Origin of the sequence: Massilia sp. IC2-477 (assembly GCF_020707265.1) — a bacterium.
Taxonomy (GTDB): domain Bacteria; phylum Pseudomonadota; class Gammaproteobacteria; order Burkholderiales; family Burkholderiaceae_D; genus Telluria.
Window position 1 is genome coordinate 19325 of the sequence record NZ_JAJFEQ010000015.1, and the last position, 18474, is coordinate 37798.

16 protein-coding genes are annotated in these 18474 nt (G+C 67.1%); 6 read left to right on the forward strand and 10 right to left on the reverse strand.

The window, feature by feature from the left end; genetic code table 11:
- The first annotated feature begins 53 nt into the window (after positions 1-53).
- Positions 54-527, forward strand: coding sequence for a hypothetical protein (locus LK542_RS22705; protein WP_227813693.1), 474 nt, complete (start codon positions 54-56; stop codon positions 525-527).
- Between the two features lie 111 nt (positions 528-638).
- Here LK542_RS22705 and hpaR read toward each other — a convergent pair whose 3' ends face one another.
- Positions 639-1106 (reverse strand): homoprotocatechuate degradation operon regulator HpaR, encoded by a 468-nt coding sequence (hpaR, locus tag LK542_RS22710; RefSeq protein ID WP_227813694.1) that lies wholly within the window; start codon positions 1104-1106, stop codon positions 639-641.
- 113 nt (positions 1107-1219) lie between these two features.
- Between hpaR and LK542_RS22715 the strand changes: the two genes are divergently transcribed.
- The gene (locus LK542_RS22715) at positions 1220-2161 is read left to right on the forward strand and encodes a bestrophin family protein (RefSeq protein ID WP_227813695.1); all 942 of its coding nucleotides are present in this window, start codon (positions 1220-1222) and stop codon (positions 2159-2161) included.
- A 4-nt stretch (positions 2162-2165) separates the two neighbouring features.
- Here the strand turns inward: LK542_RS22715 and LK542_RS22720 are convergent, their stop codons facing one another.
- The 4 genes from LK542_RS22720 to LK542_RS22735 form a co-directional block, all read right to left on the reverse strand.
- Positions 2166-3005 (reverse strand): alpha/beta fold hydrolase, encoded by an 840-nt coding sequence (locus LK542_RS22720; RefSeq protein ID WP_227813696.1) that lies wholly within the window; start codon positions 3003-3005, stop codon positions 2166-2168.
- Positions 3006-3056: 51 nt separating this feature from the next.
- Complete coding sequence (locus LK542_RS22725; protein ID WP_227813697.1) at positions 3057-4694, reverse strand: M28 family peptidase; 1638 nt, start codon at positions 4692-4694, stop codon at positions 3057-3059.
- Between the two features lie 64 nt (positions 4695-4758).
- Complete coding sequence (locus LK542_RS22730) at positions 4759-7065, reverse strand: M28 family peptidase (RefSeq protein ID WP_227813698.1); 2307 nt, start codon at positions 7063-7065, stop codon at positions 4759-4761.
- A 117-nt stretch (positions 7066-7182) separates the two neighbouring features.
- On the reverse strand, positions 7183-7848 hold the full coding sequence (locus LK542_RS22735; RefSeq protein WP_227803330.1) for an energy transducer TonB: 666 nt from the start codon (positions 7846-7848) through the stop codon (positions 7183-7185).
- A 323-nt stretch (positions 7849-8171) separates the two neighbouring features.
- Here LK542_RS22735 and LK542_RS22740 point away from each other — a divergent pair, with 323 nt between their 5' ends.
- The 4 genes from LK542_RS22740 to LK542_RS22755 are packed head-to-tail and all read left to right on the forward strand — an operon-like array spanning position 8172 to position 12968.
- Entirely contained in the window at positions 8172-8822 is a 651-nt protein-coding gene (locus tag LK542_RS22740; protein WP_227803331.1) for a response regulator, read from the forward strand.
- The gene (locus LK542_RS22745; RefSeq protein WP_227813699.1) at positions 8819-9751 is read left to right on the forward strand and encodes a hypothetical protein; all 933 of its coding nucleotides are present in this window, start codon (positions 8819-8821) and stop codon (positions 9749-9751) included. The genes LK542_RS22740 and LK542_RS22745 overlap by 4 nt, the downstream gene beginning before the upstream one ends.
- Entirely contained in the window at positions 9748-11247 is a 1500-nt protein-coding gene (locus tag LK542_RS22750; protein WP_227813700.1) for a sensor histidine kinase, read from the forward strand. Before LK542_RS22745 ends, LK542_RS22750 begins: the two co-directional genes overlap by 4 nt.
- Positions 11248-11279: 32 nt before the next feature.
- The gene (locus LK542_RS22755; protein ID WP_227813701.1) at positions 11280-12968 is read left to right on the forward strand and encodes a M14 family zinc carboxypeptidase; all 1689 of its coding nucleotides are present in this window, start codon (positions 11280-11282) and stop codon (positions 12966-12968) included.
- A gap of 81 nt (positions 12969-13049) precedes the next feature.
- Here LK542_RS22755 and LK542_RS22760 read toward each other — a convergent pair whose 3' ends face one another.
- From LK542_RS22760 to LK542_RS22780, 5 genes are all read right to left on the reverse strand, one after another.
- Positions 13050-14207 (reverse strand): acyltransferase, encoded by a 1158-nt coding sequence (locus tag LK542_RS22760; RefSeq protein WP_227813702.1) that lies wholly within the window; start codon positions 14205-14207, stop codon positions 13050-13052.
- A complete protein-coding gene (locus tag LK542_RS22765; protein ID WP_227813703.1) occupies positions 14204-14953 on the reverse strand; it encodes a LytTR family DNA-binding domain-containing protein in 750 nt (249 codons plus the stop codon). The genes LK542_RS22760 and LK542_RS22765 overlap by 4 nt, the downstream gene beginning before the upstream one ends.
- A complete protein-coding gene (locus LK542_RS22770) occupies positions 14950-15984 on the reverse strand; it encodes a histidine kinase (protein WP_227813704.1) in 1035 nt (344 codons plus the stop codon). Before LK542_RS22770 ends, LK542_RS22765 begins: the two co-directional genes overlap by 4 nt.
- Positions 15985-16022: 38 nt before the next feature.
- Positions 16023-16502, reverse strand: coding sequence for a nuclear transport factor 2 family protein (locus LK542_RS22775; RefSeq protein WP_227803338.1), 480 nt, complete (start codon positions 16500-16502; stop codon positions 16023-16025).
- Between the two features lie 164 nt (positions 16503-16666).
- Entirely contained in the window at positions 16667-18472 is a 1806-nt protein-coding gene (locus LK542_RS22780; protein ID WP_227813705.1) for a DUF885 family protein, read from the reverse strand.
- Between the last annotated feature and the right edge of the window lie 2 nt (positions 18473-18474).

Consider the following 18474-nt stretch of genomic DNA (forward strand, 5'->3'; position numbering starts at 1 on the left):
ATCCCTGGCTGATCAGGGATGAAATAAAATTTCAAGAATAAGCGAAAAACGAAATGAAATTTCACTCCCTGATGGCAGTAGCCTTACTGCTTCTCGCATGCCACAGCGGCGCGGCGCTGGCCTCCAGCGCTGTCGCCGAACCGGCCGTTTCCAAGGCCGCCGAACCGGTGCAGGCTTTCACCTACCAGAACGGCGACCTGGTGCTGGACATCCAGGATGCCGCCGGCGCCGAGATCCTGCGCGCCGGCCTCGATTATTTTTTCCACGACGAGCACATCGCCACGGCCAACGAATACCCGCTCGGGCCGATCGAGGCGATTCCAGCGCAGGAAGGCGTGGAGCAGTCCACCGAGGCGTCGCTCGAGCCAGCCCCGCTGTCCGAGCCGCTGTCGCTGACCCTGTTCGGCGCCGGCCTGGCCTTGCTGGGCTGGACGCGCCGCCTGGGCAGCCAGCCCGCTGCGCGCACCTGGCGACAGCGCGCGGTACGTGCCCTGTGGCCCTGGCCGAGCCTGTCCTGGTTGGACTGAATCCGGTAGGGTGGGCGGGTTCTCCGCCCACGCGGTGATCGGTAACTGCTCCGCTTTCGTACCGGATGATCTTGTTGCCACCTATCCCCGCGTGGGCGGAATCCGCCCACCCTACGCGTCGCGAGGGGGCGACTCCACCTGCGGCACTGGCGTTGCCTGGGCCGCGATGAATCCCTCCAGCGCGTGGGTCAGGTCGTCGACCACGCGCTTGCCCCACGCCTTCTCCATCAGCCGGTACTGGCGCTCGATCAGCGGCGCGATCTCGTCGAACAGCGCGTCGCCGCGCGGCGCCAGGCTGACCATCACCCGGCGCGCGTCGACCGCCACCCGTTCGCGCCGCACCAGTTTGATCTCTTCCATGCGCGCCAGCACCCCGGCCATGCTCGGACTCAGGATCTGGCACAGCTCGCACAACTCGCGCGGCTCGAGCTGGCCGTGCTCGTCCAGCGCGCGCAGGATACGCCATTGCTGCTCGGTCACGCCGAAGTGGTTCAGCACCGGACGGAAATGCGACATCAGCGCGTCGCGCGCTTTCAAAAGCTGCTGCGGCAGGTTACGGTGGGTGATACGGCGGGCCAAGGTGAACTCCAATCATGGGGCCAGCGAGCTTGACTGGCTAACATATTAGTGATTAACTTACGAACATATTAGCGAATATCGGTGTTCGCTGACTCTATTGTGCGGCAAAGATCGTGATTATCCGAGACAGGCCCTCCGGCCTCAAGCTGTTCCTGCTGCTGCGCGGTTCGATCCTCCCCCGGATCCTGCCTTCGCTGATCGTCAACATCGCGATCGCCACCCTGGTTACCTGGCTGCATGGCGCCCTGGGCGACGTCAAGATCACGCTCACCCCCATTCCCTTCACCCTGATCGGCCTGCCGCTCGCGATCTTCCTCGGCTTTCGCAACAACTCGGCCTACGACCGCTTCTGGGAAGGGCGCAAGCTGTGGGGCGCGCTGCTGCTGCACAGCCGCAGCCTGGCGCGCCAGTGCCTCAGCCTGATCGACGGCCCGGATACCGCCCACATCCGCAACGGCATGCAGGACCTGCGGGTACGGATGGTCCTGCGCGCCGGCGCCTTCTGCCACGCCCTGCGCGATGCGCTGCGCGGCCTGCCGCCTGACCCCGCACTGACCGGGCTCCTGCTCCCGGCGGAGCGTGAGGCAATGCAGCGGGCCCCGAACAAGCCCGACTACCTGATGCAGCGCATGGGCCAGGACCTGCGCCTCGGCCTCAAGGAGGGTCGCATCGAGGCCTGCCTGGCCGCGAACATCGACACCACCCTGTCGGCGATGACGGCCAGCGCCGCCGCCTGCGAACGCATCAAGAGCACCCCGATCCCGTTCTCCTACACGCTGCTGCTGCACCGCACGGCCTACCTCTACTGCTTCCTGCTGCCCTTCGGCCTGGTCGACACCATCGGCTTCATGACGCCGCTCGTGGTGGCCATCGTGGCCTACACCTTCTTCGGCCTGGACGCCCTCGGCGACGAACTGGAAGAACCGTTCGGGCTGGAGCACAACGACCTGCCCCTGAACGCGATCTGCCGTGCGATCGAGATCGAGATGCGCGCCGCGCTTGGGGACGACGACCTGCCGCCGCCGCTGGCGCCGGTCGATTACTGCCTGACCTGAGAAACTAGGACCGCGCGCTCAGCCAGTCCAGCGCTTGAGGCGCTGCGGCAAGCACGGAGATATGGCCGTCGCCCTCGCGGCGCCACAGCTCGGCCGAGGAGCAATGCCGGGCCAGCCATTCGGCATGCCCGATTGGCGCGATGCGGTCTTGCTCGCCGTGCAGCAGGAGCACCGGCTGCGTTAGTTGCGCGCAGTCGAAGCCCCAGGGCGTCACATAAGCGATATCGTCATCGACCAGCCCCGCAGGTCCCTTGGCCGTGGCCGGGCCGACCACGCTGTCGAACCAGGACCAGGGACCGGACAGGGCGGTCCAGTCGGCCTCGATGAACATGGCCGCATCGAATTCGGGGTTGGAAGCCTCGTACGCGGTCTTGGCTGCGCGGCCGGCGAGGGCGGCGCGCAGGCTATCCTGAGCCGCCGGACGCATGCCGGCGAACCAGTCAAGGCCATTGGCATCAATGGGTGCGAGACCGGCGACGCAGACCGCCGCCAGCACGCGTTCCGGGAGCAGGGCGGCGCAGGCCAGCGCATGTGGGCCGCCGCCGGAATGTCCCATCACGGCGAAGCGTGCAATTCCGAGCCGGTCCGCGATGCGCGCCACATCGTGGGCGGCCGAGGCCACGTCGCGCCCCGGGCGCGCGCTCGAGCCGCCGTAGCCGGGCCGGTCGTAGCCGATCCAACGGATGCTCAGCCGCGCCGCATCGTCGAAAAGCGGCGCCGGCGGTGGTCCGATGTTGGGCGTGCCATGCAGCCAGAACACAGCCAGTTCCGCGCCCGTGCGCGGCCCTTGGTCATAAAAGTGCAGCGTGCGCCCGTCGTCCAGGGCCAGGTCCCCTTCCTGCATGCTCGCTCCTTGTGCCGGACGGGCGGCGCCCATCCGGCCTTGATGTTGCGATTACTTCGACGCGGTGCGCGCCTTCCCGAACGGATCCCCCGCCTTCCACACCGGCGCCTTCGGCGCATCCGCCACCATGCGGCCCAGGTTCAGCGTGAACTGCGCCTGCTGCACCATGCCCGACAGGTCCCAGTTCGGATCGTATTCATCGTTCGCCTGGTGGTAGCGCGCGCCATAGGCCTTGCGCTTGGCGCTGCTCGCTTCCACGTCCTTCACCCAGTCGTGGCCCTGGCCCACCGAGAAGGCCGGCACACCTGCCTTGGCGAAGCTGAAGTGGTCGCTGCGGAAGTAGCCGCCGCCGAGGTCCGGTTTGCTTGGTGCGATCACCATGCCCATGCTCTTGGCGGTGGCGGCCGCCATCGCGCCCAGGTCGGTGCGCTCGCTGCCCGGGGTGGAGACGTCCTTCACCAGTCCGACGAAATTCAGGCTGTCGAGGTTCAGGTTGGCGACCGTTTTCTCCAGTGGCCACAGCGGCTTGGCGGCATACGCGGCGCTGCCCAGCAGGCCCTGTTCCTCGGCTGCGACCCACAGGAACATCTGGCTGCGCTTGGCCGGGTTGCGCACGGCTTCCTGCGCCATCGCCAGCAGGGCGGCGGTGCCGGAGGCATTGTCGACGGCGCCGTTGAAGATGGTGTCACCCTCGGTACCCTGCTTGCCCATGTGGTCCCAGTGGGCGCTGTACACCACCAGCTCGTCCTTGAGCTTCGGGTCGGTGCCCGGCACCACGCCGGCCACGTTGAACTCGTTCAGGGTGCGCACCTCGGCGCGCGCCTCACCTTTTACGCGGGCGTTCAGGACCACCGGCTTGAAGTTCTTGTCTTCGGCGGCAGCGCGCAGCTGGTCGAGGTCCTGGCCGGCGGCGGCAAACAGCTTGCGCGCCGTGGCGTCGGTCATCCAGCCCTGCAGGCCGGTGCCCAGCTTGCCCTCGGCCAGCTGGAAGCGCTCGGCTGCGGCCCAACTGTTCTGCACCACGCTCCAGCCATAGGAGGCCGAGGCATCGGTGTGGATCAGCAGCACGCCGGCCGCACCCTGGCGTGCCGCTTCTTCGAGTTTATAGGTCCAGCGGCCGTAGTAGGTGAGGCCTTCGCCGTTGAAGCGCTTCGGTTCCGCGGTGGTCGGCTTCGGATCGTTCACCATCATGACCAGCACCTTGCCCTTGAAGTCCTGGCCCTTGAAATCGTCCCAGCCTTCTTCCGGGGCGCTAATGCCATAACCGACGAAGACCATCTCGGCATCCAGGGTGTGATCGGCTTTCGCATCACCCGGACCCCAGACCCAGTCGCTGCCGAACTGCAGCGGCAGCGCCTGGCCGCCGGCGACCAGGCCGAGGTTGCTCTTCTGCGGCAGGGCGCGCACGCCGGCAATCTTGACCGGCTGGCGGAAACTGCCCTGGTTCGCCGGCTGCAGGCCGATCGCGGCGGCCTGGGTTTCGAGGTAGGTGACGGTCAGTTCGCCGCCGCGCTGGCCGGTGCCGCGGCCTTCGACGGCGTCCGAGGCCAGGAAGGCGAGGTGGGCGCGCAGCGGCGCCTCCTTGACGGTGGCGGCTTGGACTTTCGGCGAGGCGGCATGGGCCGGGTAGGCCAGCGCCAGGCTGCCTGCAAGGGCGGTAAGGACAACGGAGGAGACAATCTTGTGCATGGTTTCCTGCTGCGTGGTTGATGGGTCGGTGCACGGTGTGCATCGACCATTGTATGCCAACCCATCAGTAAAACCACAACACATCCGAAGACACTGTCATGCCCGTTCCCGGCATCCGCTTGGGGGCGCCGGGCGGCAGCAGGTGCTCCGGCAGGCCGGGCATGCGCTCTTCGACGATCACCGCCAGCACGTCGACGTCCGGGACGTCGATCGTGAAGCGCAGCAGCTGGTCTTCCATGCCATACAAGGACAGCGACCACGCGCTTTCCTTCGACGTCAGCGCGTGTCCGTTCAGCGTGGAGCGGTGCGGCTTGCTGCCGGCCGCCCACATCTCGATGTGCGGGGCGCGGTTCTTCGAGCGCAGCGTGAATTCCACCTGGCGCAGCTTGGGTTCCTGCTTCGGCTTGGCCAGGCGCGGACTGCGCAGCAGGAAGGCTTCCGGGAAGGCGATGTCATCGATCTTCGGCGCCACCGCATACCACTGGCGCGGGCTGTGCCAGCCGAATGCGTCAACGTTGATTGCCGGCCGCTCCAGGTTGGGGAACAGCTGCTTCGACCACGGGTCGAGCGGCTCGGGCGGCAGCAGCCACCAGGAACGCCAGCTGTTCATGTCCTTCAAATACACCAGGCGGTTCGGCGCAATGCTCGGGCGCTCCTGCGGCAGCGGCGTGGCGCTTTGGCCCGGCAGTGCCACGCAAGCGGCAAGCGCCAGCACCACGGCGCCGATCACCACGCGTCCGAGCGGCAGCAGCAGGAACAGGCTGGCGAAGCACAGCAGCATCATCGCGATCACCACCGCCGGCACGTACAGCCCCTGCGGCGCAAGTCCGGTCCAGGTGTCGCGCAGCGCCGGCAGCATGAGCAGCAGCGCCGGAGCCAGGCCGGCGGCCAGGATCAGCAGGCGCAAGAGCGCGCGGTCTTGCGCCTGCGGCGCCTGCAGCGCGGTGAATGCCGCGAGCGCCGCGGTGAGCGGCCAGGCCAGCAGCCAGGCGGTGTCCGGCGCCTTGAGGAGAATGAGCAGCAGCGCCACGCTCAGCCAGGCCATCGCTCCCAGGAACACGGAAACGCCGCCGGCGAACCTGCGCAGCAGGTACAGGGCGCCGATGAACAGGCCGCTGCCTGCGACCAGGAACACGATCGCCGGCCCGCCGTCCTGCAGGCGGGTCAGCGCGCTGAGTTCTTCGTGCCGTTCCCACAGCAGCATGCGCGCCGCCACCAGCAGCAAGGCGATGCCGAAGATCCCCTGCAACACGGGCGCCACGGTGCTGCCGCTGTCCACCAGCGCCCGGCGGTAGCCGCGCACCAGCATCAGCACGCACAGCGCGCCCAGGCCCCAGCCCAGGATGGCCGGATGCTGGACGCCGCCCGCCAGCGGCAGGGTGAACCAGGCGTGCGGCTGCGAGCCGCCCCGCGCCAGCGTCGCGTCGCCGTAGTGGCGCGCCAGGCGCAGCATGTTCTCGCCCAGGCGCGCCACCATGGCCGGATCCAGGCGCTCCACGCTGTCGAGGGTGCCCTCGGCGTCGAGGCGCCGGCCGGTGTTCACGAACAGCAGGATTGGGGCATCGATCGCGGCCAGGGGACCGATGCGCGGCGTGTCCGGCAGCATCTTGACCAGGCGCGCCATCAGCGAGGAACCGTCGGCCTCGAGCGCCAGCGCCCGGCCGCGCAGGGCGCTGCTGCCGGCGCCGGCGGCGTCGTAGAGCGTCAAGGGCCCGGCGCTGCCGGCGGCGTCGAACTTGAGCGTGAGCCCGACTTCGCGCGCCAGCGGGTGCTGTTCGGCGAAGGCCTTGGCGCCCAGCCCGCCGACGTCTTCGCCATCCATGAACAGCAGCAGGATGTCGTTCGCATGCGCCGGGCCGTTCTTCAGGGCGCGCGCGGTCTCCAGCATGGCCGCCACCTGGCTCGCGCCGCGCGCGGCGCCCAGCGAGTTCTTGCCGCTGTCGTAGTGGGTGGCCAGCAGCAGCGCCGGACGGCGCAGGCGGTCGGCCGCGCTGCCGGGCAGGCGCACCACGATGTTGTGTACCAGGCCGATCGTCATGTGGACGTTGCCGCCCCAGTAGCGGATGCTGGATTTCTGGACGGTGGTGGTCTGCACCATCGGCGCCAGGCCCATGGCACGCAGCTGCCCGACGATGTAGTCGCGCGCGGCGGCGTTCATGCTGGTGGCGATCGGGCGGGGGCTGGCAGCCAGCTCGGACACGTGCCGCATCATGCCGTCGAGCGGGGGCGGCGCATCCTGGACCGGCTGCGTGGGGCCGCGGACGGCGCTCCATGCCAGCAGGGCCAGCACGACGATGGCAAACAGGCCGGCCGCCAGCGCGGCCAGGCCGGGGGCGCGCGGCGGCGCCGTCGGTACTCCAGCGGTAGACATTCTCTCTCCTCTTGTTCGTATTGTTGTCGGTGCTGCGGGTGTGGTCGGCGGTGTTCTCCTAATAACAGGCGAAAAAAAGCCCGCGATGGGTGCGGGCTAAAAAGGGACGGGAAAGACTTATTCGAGTGTCCAGACGTAGGCGATCTGCCCCCAGCCTGCCTGGGCCGCGCCATTGCTCATGGCCGGCTTGAACTGGCACAGGCTCAGGGCGTTCAGCGCGGCGCGATCCAGTTCGCGGTGGCCGCTCGACTTCTGCACCTTGGCATCCTGCACGCGGCCATCGGTGCCGACCAGCAGCGCCAGGGTCACGGTGCCGGTGTCGCCGTTGCGCGCCGCATTGATCGGGTAATCCGGCTTGGCGCAGCCGTCTGCATTGGCCAGCACCGCGCTGAACATCTGGCCGGGGTTGCTGTTGCTGGTCGCCGGCTCGGCGGGCGGCGCGTCGGTGTTGGAGGGTTGCGACTGTTCCGGCACCGGTTCTGCTTCGGTAGTGGCCTGCACCTGCTGTTCCACCGGGGGCGGCGGCACCTCGACTTCCGTCTTCGGCACCACGATCGGCGGCTTGACCGCCTTGGTCTGCGGCGTCGGCGGTTGTGCAGGCGGTGGAGGTGGGACTTGCGGCTGGACCCAGACCGTCACATCGTCGAGCAGCTTCGGCAGGGTGAAGGTCTTGGCGTTCATCATGTTGACGACACCCAGGGCCACCAGCGCGTGCAGGCCGGCGACGAGGGCGAACTTCCCGGCCTTGCCGCCGGTCCCATCGTTGAGTTGTGTGAAGTGCATGGCGATCTCCTCCTTGTTGTTACGTCCGGCAAGCGCATCGCAGGACTTTTTGCTTAGGGAAAGATGTGCATCTGACAGCTTATGGAATCAATATATGCTAGGTGCTAGCAATGTGTAAAGCGGTTTCTGAGCAGTTTTGCTTCCAGTTGTAAGAGAACTGGCACCCGAAGGGAGTTTGGATGGGGTCTCGCGTCGCGCCCCGTTGTATGAAATAATCCTCTTGCAACCCGCATGCTTTCCGTCGCTTGGCACACATAGCTGCCACGGATTGGTAAGCAGATGTAAGCGGGTTATGTCAGCAGCCGAAAACAGGAGTGATACTGGTGTCCGAACAGAAAAAACCGATCCGCGTCATGCTTGCGGACGACCATCCGATCGTCATGACCGGGTTTGCCATGTCGCTGGAGGCGGCCGGCATGCAGGTAGTGGGACAGGCCAAGACCCCGAGCGAAGCGGTGGCCCTGTATGCGTCGCAGCAGCCCGACGTCGTGATCCTCGACATGCGCTTCGGGACCGAGCTGACCGGCCTCGATGCCGCCCAGAGCATCCTGAAGGACGATCCGAGCGCGCGCATCATCTTCCTCAGCCAGTTCGACCAGGACAGCCTGATCAAGGAAACCTACCGCATGGGCGCGCACGCCTTCGTGACCAAGGACTGCGACCCGTCCGACCTGGTCACCGCGGTGCGCCACGCGCACGACGGCAAGCTGTACTTCCTGCCGCAGATCGCTTCGCGCCTGGCCAGCATGGCGGTGCGCGGCGACGTCACGCCGCAGTCGCAGCTGGACGAGCGCGGCCTGGAGATCTTCAAGCTGATGGCCGAGGGCCTGACCAACGCCGAAATCGCCGAGAAGCTCGACCTGTCGACCAAGACCATCAGCAACGTCAGCCAGTCGATCAAGGAAAAGCTGGGCGTGCACCGCCAGGCCAACATCACCTTGCTGGCCGTGAAACACGGCCTGATCGAGCCTTGATTTTTTCGCGCACCCTGCGCGCGGCCCTGGCCGCGCTCGCGCTGTGCATCGGCTCCACGGCTGGCGCGCAGTCGCCCAGGGACGACGAGATCATGGGCTACCGTTCCCAGATCATCACCGGCGACGACAGCGAAGTCACGCGCCGCATCGCCGAAGACCTGTACAAGCGCCTGCTGCCGACCTTCGCCGCCTTTCGCACCGAGCTGGCCCAGCGCCACCGCATGCTGTACGTCGCGATCGGCCCCACGGCCCTGCGCGACGCCATCTCGCGCCGCTGCGACTGCGTGGTCATCTCGGCCTTCACCTCGAGCCAGGTGTGGCGCTCGCTCACTTCCAGCCTGTCGCCGGGCCGCGCGGCGCGCTTCAGCGCCGTGTATGCCGAGCCGGCGCCGGCCGACCAGCTGCGCCTGGCCGCGCTGCTGTACGGGCGCCCGGCGCGCGTCGGCGCCATCCTCGGCCGCGAAACCGCCTTCCTGCGTCCGACGCTGGAGCCGGACGTCGACGTCCAGGCCTTCGCGCCCGGCGAAGACATCAACCACGTCCTGAACCAGATGACGCGCGCCGAGGCCCTGCTGGCGCTGCCCGACGGCGACGTCTACAACCCGGAAAACGTGCGCAACATCCTGCTCTCGACCTACCGCCGCAAGCAGGGCGTGATCGGCTTCTCGGCCGACATGGTGAAGGTGGGGGCGCTGGCCACGACGTATTCCGAAATCGAGGACATCAACACCCAGGTGGCCGAGGTCGCGGCCCATTACGTGGCCACCGGCGAGCTGGCGCCGCCGCAGTTCCCGCACTACTTTCGCACCGTGGTCAACGAAGGCGTGGCGCGCTCGCTCGACCTGCGCGTGACGAAGGAAGCGCGCAGCTTCGCGCGGCTGCCGGCGCGCGCCGCCGCCATTCCCGACGCGGCAGCGCGCAGGCCATGAAGCTGCGATTCTGGCGCGGCTGGAGCATCGGCCGGCGCATGACCTTCATCACGATGCTGCCGGTGACCTTCCTGTTCACCTCCTTCGTGTGGTACTCGTATTATTCGCACCGCGCCCAGGTGGCCGAGGAACTGGCCGAACGCGGCCGCATCCTGGCGCGCGCGCTGGCCGAGACCAGCGAATACAACGTCATCTCGGGCAACCTGTCCGACCTCCGTCTGACCATCAACGGCCTGGTGCAGTCCGACAGCAGCATCTACCGCATCGAGGTGGTGGGCGTGGACGGCGCCCAGGCGGTGCGCGTCGATTCCGAATCGGCGATCGACGCCCAGCCGCACCACTACGAGGCGCCGATCAAGAAGCAGGTGGTATGGATCAACCTGTTCACCGACAACGGTACGCCGCACGTGTCGGCTTCCAGCGACTTGCGTCCGCCCACGCTCACCACCGAGATCGTCGGCTGGGTGCGGGTGACGATGTCGCCCTCGAACATGATGGCCAAGCAGACCAGGCGCTTCCGCTTCGAACTCGGCATGGCGGCGCTGGCGCTGGCCGTCAGCGGCGTGCTGGCCTGGGTGCTGGCGCGCTCGCTCACGGTGCCGCTGCGCGACGCGATCGGTGCGCTCTCCCGCATCCGCAACGGCGATTACCGCGTGCAGCTGCCGGTCAATTCGGGCGGCGAGGTGGGCGAGCTGCAGTCGTCGATCGGCGAGATGTCCCTGGCCCTGGACGAATCCAAGCGCGACCTGGAAAACAAGGTCGCCGAGCGTACCCGCGACCTGCTGGCCTCGCGCAACGAGGCGCTGCGCGCCGACGCCGACAAGCGCAAGCTGATCCAGAAGGTGAACTCGATCATCGAGGACGAGCGCAAGAGCATCGCGGTCGAGATCCACGACGAACTGAACGCGTCCCTGATCGCCGCGCGCCTGGAAGCGCAGGCTATCGGCGCGCTGGCCGCCAAGGCGCCGCCGTCCACGGAAGTCGAGGAAATCGGCCGCAAGTCGCAGGCCATCACCAAGCTGGCCCTCGACCTGTACGCCAACGGCCGCCGCCTGGTGCGCCGCCTGCGCCCGGAAGTGCTGGACATGCTGGGCCTGCATGGCGCGGTGGAAGAGATGGTGCGCCACTACGACGGCAGCGCCGGCTGCAGCTTCGAGTTCCATGGCGAAGGCGACTTCTCGCGCCTGTCGAACGAGCTGGCGATTTCGGCCTACCGCATCGTGCAGGAAGCGCTGTCGAACGTCATGAAGCACGCCCAGGCGACGTCGGCCCAGGTACGCCTGGTGCTCGACGAAGGCGCGCAGACCCTGCGCATCGTGGTCGCTGACGACGGCAACGGCTTCGACCCGGCCAGCGCCTCCGAAGGCATCGGCATCATCGGCATGCGCGAGCGCGTCTACGGCGTGCACGGCGTGATGGACGTGCGCTCCAGCGTCGGCGGCGGCACCGTGGTGGCGATCACGCTGCCGCTGCAGGTGCCGGCTACGGTATCCTAAGCGTTTCGCTTCAACCCACTATTCAAGCAATCATGGCCGACCAACTCCTCACGCCCTATGAACAGGGCAACCAGAACCAGACCACCACCCTGGCAGAATGCATCGCCTGGTACCAGGACCTCGTGCGCCGCTATCCGAACGTGCTGCGCTTCGAACAGGTGGGCGTCTCGGATGCGGGCGTGCCGATCCACGCCGGCGTGGTGAGCAGCGACGGTATGTTCGACCGTGAGCAGATCCAGGCAGCCCGCCGCCCGGTCTTCTTCAACAACAACGGCATCCATCCGGGCGAACCGGAAGGTGTCGATAGCTGCATGGCCCTGGTGCGCGATTTCTGCACCCAGCCCGAGCGCCTGGCCGCGCTGGGTAAGACCGTGTTCCTGTTCGTCCCGCTGTACAACGTGGACGGCAGCCTGAATCGCGCCGACACCTCGCGCGTGAACCAGGACGGCCCCGAGCAGTTCGGTTTCCGCGGCATGAGCCGCCACCTCGACCTGAACCGCGACTTCATCAAGTGCGACAGCCTGACCGCACAGGTATTCAACAAGCTGTTCACGGCCTGGGATCCGGACGTGATGGTCGACACCCACACCTCCAACGGCGCCGACTACAGCTACACCATGACGCTGATCCACACCCAGCCGGACAAGCTGGGCGGAGAGCTGGGCGAATTCCTGCGTTCGACCATGCTACCGGCGATGTACGCCGGCATGGAGCAGCGCGGCTGGCCGACCTGCCCCTATGTGAATCCGGTCAAGGACAGCCCGGACCACGGCATCGCCGACTTCCTCGAGACCCCGCGCTTCTCGACCGGCTACGCGGCCCTGCACCACACGATCGGTTTCATGCCCGAGACCCACATGCTCAAGCCTTTCAAGGACCGCTACGACTCGATGCGCGCCCTGGTCGAGACCGCGCTCGCGTTCACGGTGCAGAACGCGGAGCAGATCCAGGCGCTGCGCCAGGCCGCCAAGGCGGCTGGCCGCACGCGTCGCGAGTGGCCGATCCACTGGGCCATGGACGAAGCCAATCCCGACAGCTTCCGTTTCAAGGGTTATGAAGCCAAGTACAAGCCGAGCGTGCTGGGCGCCTACACCCGCCTGTGGTACGACCGCAGCAGCCCGTGGGAGCGCGACATCGCCTGGTACAACCGCTTCCCGGCCGACCTGAACGTGCCGGCGCCGCGCGCCTACGTGGTGCCGCAGCAGTGGCGCGAAGCCATCGAGCGCCTGCAGTGGAATGGCGTGCGCATGGAGCGGGTCGACGTGGATCGCGTGGAAGAGGTGGACTACTACCACATCGTTTCCGTCACCCCGCGTGCGAGCGCCTACGAGGGCCACATGTTCCACGACGACGTGGTACTGGAAAAGCGCCGTGGCCAGGTCCACCTGCGCGCGGGCGACTACATCGTACCGCTCGACCAGGACAATGCGCGCTACGCGGTCGAGACCCTGGAACCGCTGGGCCACGACAGCTTCTTCCGCTGGGGTTTCTTCAACAGCGTGCTGGAGAAGAAGGAAGCGTATTCGGACTACGTGTTCGAAGACCACGCGGCGGAACTGCTGAACGACGAGCCGGCTCTGGCCGCCAAGTTCGAGGCGTGGAAGGAGGCCAATCCTGCGCTGCTGTCGAATCAGGAGGCGGTGCTGGACTTCATTTTCGCGAATTGCGAGCGCTATCGCGAACCGGAGTGGCGCCGCTATCCGGTGTTCATGATCGTGTGACAGAAGGCGGTGAGGTTCTGCCCGGGAACCTCAAGACCGTCGCCCCGGCGAAGGCCGGGGCCCAAGTTCAGGAGCCGAGGCTCAGGCCTGATATTTGGACACGGCCCCGCCGTATGCAGTTTCCGTTTGAGGCGCTTTTGCTGCCCGCGCCGGATACCAGCGCTCCCGCAGCCGCATGAACGGCGTCTCCACCACCCGATACAGCACCCACCCGCCCAGGACCCCGGCCCCCATGACCGCCGCAATGGTCAAGGGCGCGCCCGGATCGATGCCACGTTCCAGCAGCTCCGGACGCAACGCCATGAACACCGGCTTGTGCACCAGGTAGACCGCATACGACCACAGCGCCAGGCTGGCCGCGCCGGGAATGCGCAGGCGGTACAGGAGCGAGCCGGGGCTGAGCGCGGCGCAGGTCAGCAGGGCGAAGCTGGCAGCCACCAGCGAGAACCCGAAGGTCGATGCCATGAAGGCGTTCGGCGCCTCGTTCATCACCCCGTACAGGACCGCCGCCGCCAGTGCCAGGCCGGCCGCCAGCAGCGCATTCCCATGGCGCAGGATGCGGGCGAAGGCGGCGGGATGGAAGTTCTTCAGCATGGCGATGGCCACGCCCGGCAGCAGTTCGTCGAAGCGGCAGAAGCTCGAGTAGTACACCGGCGCCGCGAACACGTCCTTGCCGTCCATGAAGGCCATGCCGCGCGCCATCATGCCGGCGCCAACCGCGGCAAGCAGGGCGCACCAGAGCAGCCGCGGTGAGCGCGAACTGCCGACCAGCGCCAGCACTGCCAGCGGCAGGACCAGGTAGAACTGCTCCTCGATGCACAGCGACCACGAATGCGTGAAGGTTTCGCCGTAGTTCAGGCCGAAGTTCTGGGTGAAGGTCAGATAGCGCCAGACCGGCGCCATGTCCTTGCCGGCGATCGGGCTGTCCGGCAGCAGGAGGTAGACGGCCAGCACCGCATAGTAGTTCGGCAAGGTGCGCAGCAGGCGCTTTGCGAAGAAGGCTTTCAGGTCGAGGCTCTCGCCGCGCGCGGCGGGCGCCAGCAGCTGGTTGCCGATCAGGTAGCCGCTCAGCACGAAGAACAGGTCGACGCCGGCCCAGCCGATGCTGCCGATGAAGCCGAAGGTGGGCGCCTGGCTGACGAAGCCGTGGTAGTGGGACATCAGCACCAGCGCGATGGCGAGCGCGCGCAGGGTATCCAGCCCGGCGAGCCGGGCGGGTTTCGATTCGAAGTGCATCATGCGGATTTCTTGTTAAGGTGGTGTAGTGCTTCCGCCAGGGCGGGCATATAGGTGCGGCTGGCGCGCAGCACGCTGCCGTCGCGCAGGCGCAGCAGGGCGTCGCGGTTGGTGAGGGCGCGCAGCTCGGCGATCATGTCCAGCCGCACGATGGTCGAGCGGTGCACGCGGTGGAACTGGCGCGGATCGAGTTGCATGGCCAGGTTGTGCAGGCGTTCGCGCACCAGCCAGGTCTTGCCGTTCGCATGCAAGGTGGCGTAGTCGCCGTCGGCCTCGATGCGCTCGACATCCGCCACCGGCACCAGCACCGTGCGTGCACCGACACGCACGCTGAAGCTGCGCACAGGTGACGTGGCCGGTGCTGCCGCACGGCCCTGGCAGCGGTAGGGAAAGGCCTGTTGAGCGCGGTCCAAGGCTTCGTCCAGGCGTTCGTCATCGACGGGCTTGAGCAGGTAATCGAGGGCGGCCAGGTCGAAGGCTTGCAGGGCGAAGTTGTCGTAAGCGGTCAGGAGGATCGCCATCGGCCGCTGCCCAGGAGGCAGGGCGGACAGCACTTCAATCCCGGTCTTGCCCGGCATCTCGACGTCGACGAAGGCCAGGTCGGGGCGCAGCGCCGCGATGCCCTCATGGGCGCTGTTGCCGTCGCCGAATTCCCCCACCAGCTCGAAGCCGCTACGCCCCACCAGCCGGAGCTTGACCGCCAGCCTGGCCAGCGGTTCGTCGTCGACGATGACCACCCGGATGTTCATGCCGCCGCCTCCATGCGGCGCAGCGGCAGGGCGATGCGCACGCCGAAGCGGCCGTCAGCTCCCCATCCGGCGTCGACGTTTTGATCGTTGCCGTACAGGTGGCGCATGCGTTCCCGCACGTTGGCCAGGCCGATGCCGCTGCCCGCCTGCGTCGCCGGCTGCCCGTCGTTCTGCACCTCGACCACCAGCTGCTTCCCGACACGCTCGACACGGATCTCGAGCCGCCCAGGAGCGGCCAGCGGTGCGATACCATGGCGGATCGCGTTCTCCACCAGCGGCTGCAGCACGAGGTAGGGCACGATGCTGTCCAGCAGGTCGGGACCGGCCTTCATGCTCAGGCGCAGGCGCTCGCCAAGGCGTGCCTTTTCGATCTCGAGGTAGGCATCCAGCAGGGCCAGTTCCTCCGCCAGCGAATGCTCGTGGCGGCCGTCGTGTGCGAGGGTGGCGCGCAGGAACTCGGACACGCAGCCGAGCATGCGATTGGCCTCGCGGTTGGACTGGTTTGACACCAGCGCCGAGATCGCGTTCAGGGAGTTGAACAGGAAGTGCGGGTTGACCTGCAGGCGCAGCGCGCGCAGTTCGGCGTCGCGCGCCGCGGCCTGCGCCTGGGCCAGATGCAGGCGCACCTGTTGCAGCGACAGGTAATAGCCTGCCACCGCATGCACTGCACAGAACGAGATCAAGGCCAGCCAGCAGCCGTCCAGTCCCTCGGCGAGTTCATTCCAGTGGTAGGCGGTTATCCTCCCGAGCGAGATCGCAAGGCTCTGTCCCAACACCGCGTTCACGATCGACATCGCGTAGGTGGACGCCAGGAGCACCAGCGCCATCCGCAGCCAGGGCCACTCGCGGCGCCACATCGCCCGCTGTAGCAGCGTCAGCGGAATCAGCCACGCCAGGCAGGCGACGAAGTACAGCGTACGGAAGGCGGCGGCATTTTCGTAATGGAAGACGGGCAGCCCGAGGATGGCCATGCAGGCGCAGACCGGCAGTGCGGCCAGTACGGGGACGAGCAGGGGCGTTTCGACTTTCACGCTGGCTTCCGGAATGGTGGAATGAAGATTCTAGCTTGTCAGTCGCCCATCGAGAACAGCATCGAGCTGATCTTCCAGCCGTCTTCCGCGCGCACCATCTGCCAGCTCTCGCTGCCGCGGTTGGTCACTTTGCCGGCGATGAGGAAGTCGAAATCGAACCACACTGAAGCCACGGTGCCGTTGGTGTCGATGCGCACGTTGTAGAAGCGTTCCTCGACCGGCTGGTCCGAGGTCTGAATGAAGTCGGCGAACTTCTTCCAGCTCGAGGGGAACACCTTGCGTGCCTTCGGGTTGCGCGCCTTGACCTTCTCCCAGGCCGCCGCGTCAGGCACCGACAGCCAGCTGTCGTGGTCCTGCAGGAACAGGCTCCCCAAGGTCTTGCCGTCGCGGGCAATGATGGCGGCCTTGAATTGCTCGACGACGGCGTTGATCGCCGCCACGTCGGCGGCGCGATCGGCGGCACGGGCCGGGCTGGCCAGGGATAGTAGAAGCAGGATGGAGGAAAGTAGAACGCGCATGGTGACTCCCGGGGTTGGAAAGCCCTCACCTTAGATAGGCGCCGGACAGCGGTCCAGCGGAATGCGCCGAGCCGTGCATGCCGTGCGGCGGGGCGGTGATGAACATCCGGCGCGCATAAAAAAGACCGGGGCAAGCCCCGGTCTCTTGTCTGCTCAGGCAGCGTTTACCTGGTCTCGGCGATCCACTTGTCCACCTTCGCCTCCAGCACCGCCAGCGGCAGCGTGCCTTCGCCCAGCACGATGGCGTGGAAGGTCGGCAGGCTGAACTTGTCGCCCAGCGCGGCTTCCGCGCGCTTGCGCAGTTCGATGATCTTCAGCGAACCGATCTTGTAGCCCAGCGCCTGGCCCGGCCACACCATGTAGCGCTCGATCTGCGCACGTGCTTCGGCTTCCGAGTAGCCCAGCGTGTCCTGGAAATACTTAATGGCCTGGTTACGGCTCCAGCCCTTGGCGTGCAGGCCGGTATCGACCACCAGGCGCGCGGCGCGCAGCATCTCGTCGTTCAGGTGGCCGAAATAATCTTCCGGCTTCTCGAACAGGCCCATCTCCTTGCCCAGGGTCTCGGCGTACAGCGCCCAGCCCTCGGTGAAGGCGTTGTTGCCGCCGAACTTGCGGAAGTTCGGCAGGCCCAGTTCCTGTACCAGTGCGATGTGGAAGTGGTGGCCCGGCTGGCCTTCATGCAGGTAGAGCGTGACCATGCCGGTGCTGCCGTACAGCTTCGGATCGTTCACCACCGACCAGAACACGCCCGGGCGCGAGCCGTCGGCCGCCGGCGGGGTGTAGTGGTCCGAGGCGGAGGCGCGCGTCAGTTCCGGCTCCAGGCGCAGGTCGAGCGGCGCCTTCGGCCGCAAGGTGAACAGGGCCGGCAGCTTGTCGCGCACCTTGGCGTCGAGCTCGCGGAAGACGTCGATCACCTGCTGGTCCGACGTAAACGGCTTGTACTTCGGCTGTTCCGACACCCAGCGCGGCAGGCCGGCGGCGGGGCCGGTATAGCCCATCTTCGGGCCGGTAACGGCGTACTCGCCCTGGATGCGCGACACTTCCTTCAGGCCGATCTCGTGGATCTGGTCGGGCGTGAGATCGGTGGTGGTCATGGCCGCCACGCGCGCCGCGTACCAGGCGGCGCCGCCGGGCAGGGCGTTCCAACCGGCGCTGGTGCGCGTCTTCGGCAGGTAATCCTTCTCCAGGTAGGTCGCCAGGCGCTTGAGGGCCGGATTCAGTTTGTTGCCGATGGTCTTGCGGTAGGCCCGCTGCAGGCTGCGCTTCTCGCTCGCAGTGAACTTGGCCGGCATGTTCTTGATCGGCGTGTAGAAGATGCTGTCTTCCGTCTTGCTCGCGACCAGCTGCTTGAACTGGGGCAGGGCGGACTGCATCGGCTCGCGCGGCTGCACCACGCCGCGCTTGACGCCTTCGCGCATGTTGGTGATCGATTGGTCGATGTGCGGCACCAGCTGGGCCAGGCGGCTCAGGTAGGCGCGGTAGTCGCGCACCGTGGTCAAAGGCTGGGCGCCCTGGCCGCCGGCGTAGTTCGCCAGGATGACCGGCATGCTGACCATCTGGTCGATCGGGATCAGGTGCTCCGGATAGGCGGCAAGGCGCAGCGCGCTGTCCAGTTCGAACTTGAGGATGTCGTAGCTGGTCTGGTCGCGGCTGCCCAGGCGATCGCGCGGGATGCTCGATATGCGCTGGAGGAAGCTGCGGTAGCGCGCGAACTGCTGCTGGCGGATCTTGGGCGAGATCGACAGGCCCAGCTTGTCGTTGAAGCGGTTGTCGCCGTTCTCGGTGGCCCAGACCGGTTCGAAGCGCGCCAGCGATTCGTAGTACTCGTCGGCCAGGGTGTTGAGCGCACGGCTTTCCTGGGTGGCTGCCGCGGCAGCGGGCTTGGGCGCGTCCGGCTGGGCGGCCACTGCCGGGCCGCAGGCGAGCAGCGCGGCCGCGGCCAGAGCGGCTAGCTTGAAACATGCTTTCATCG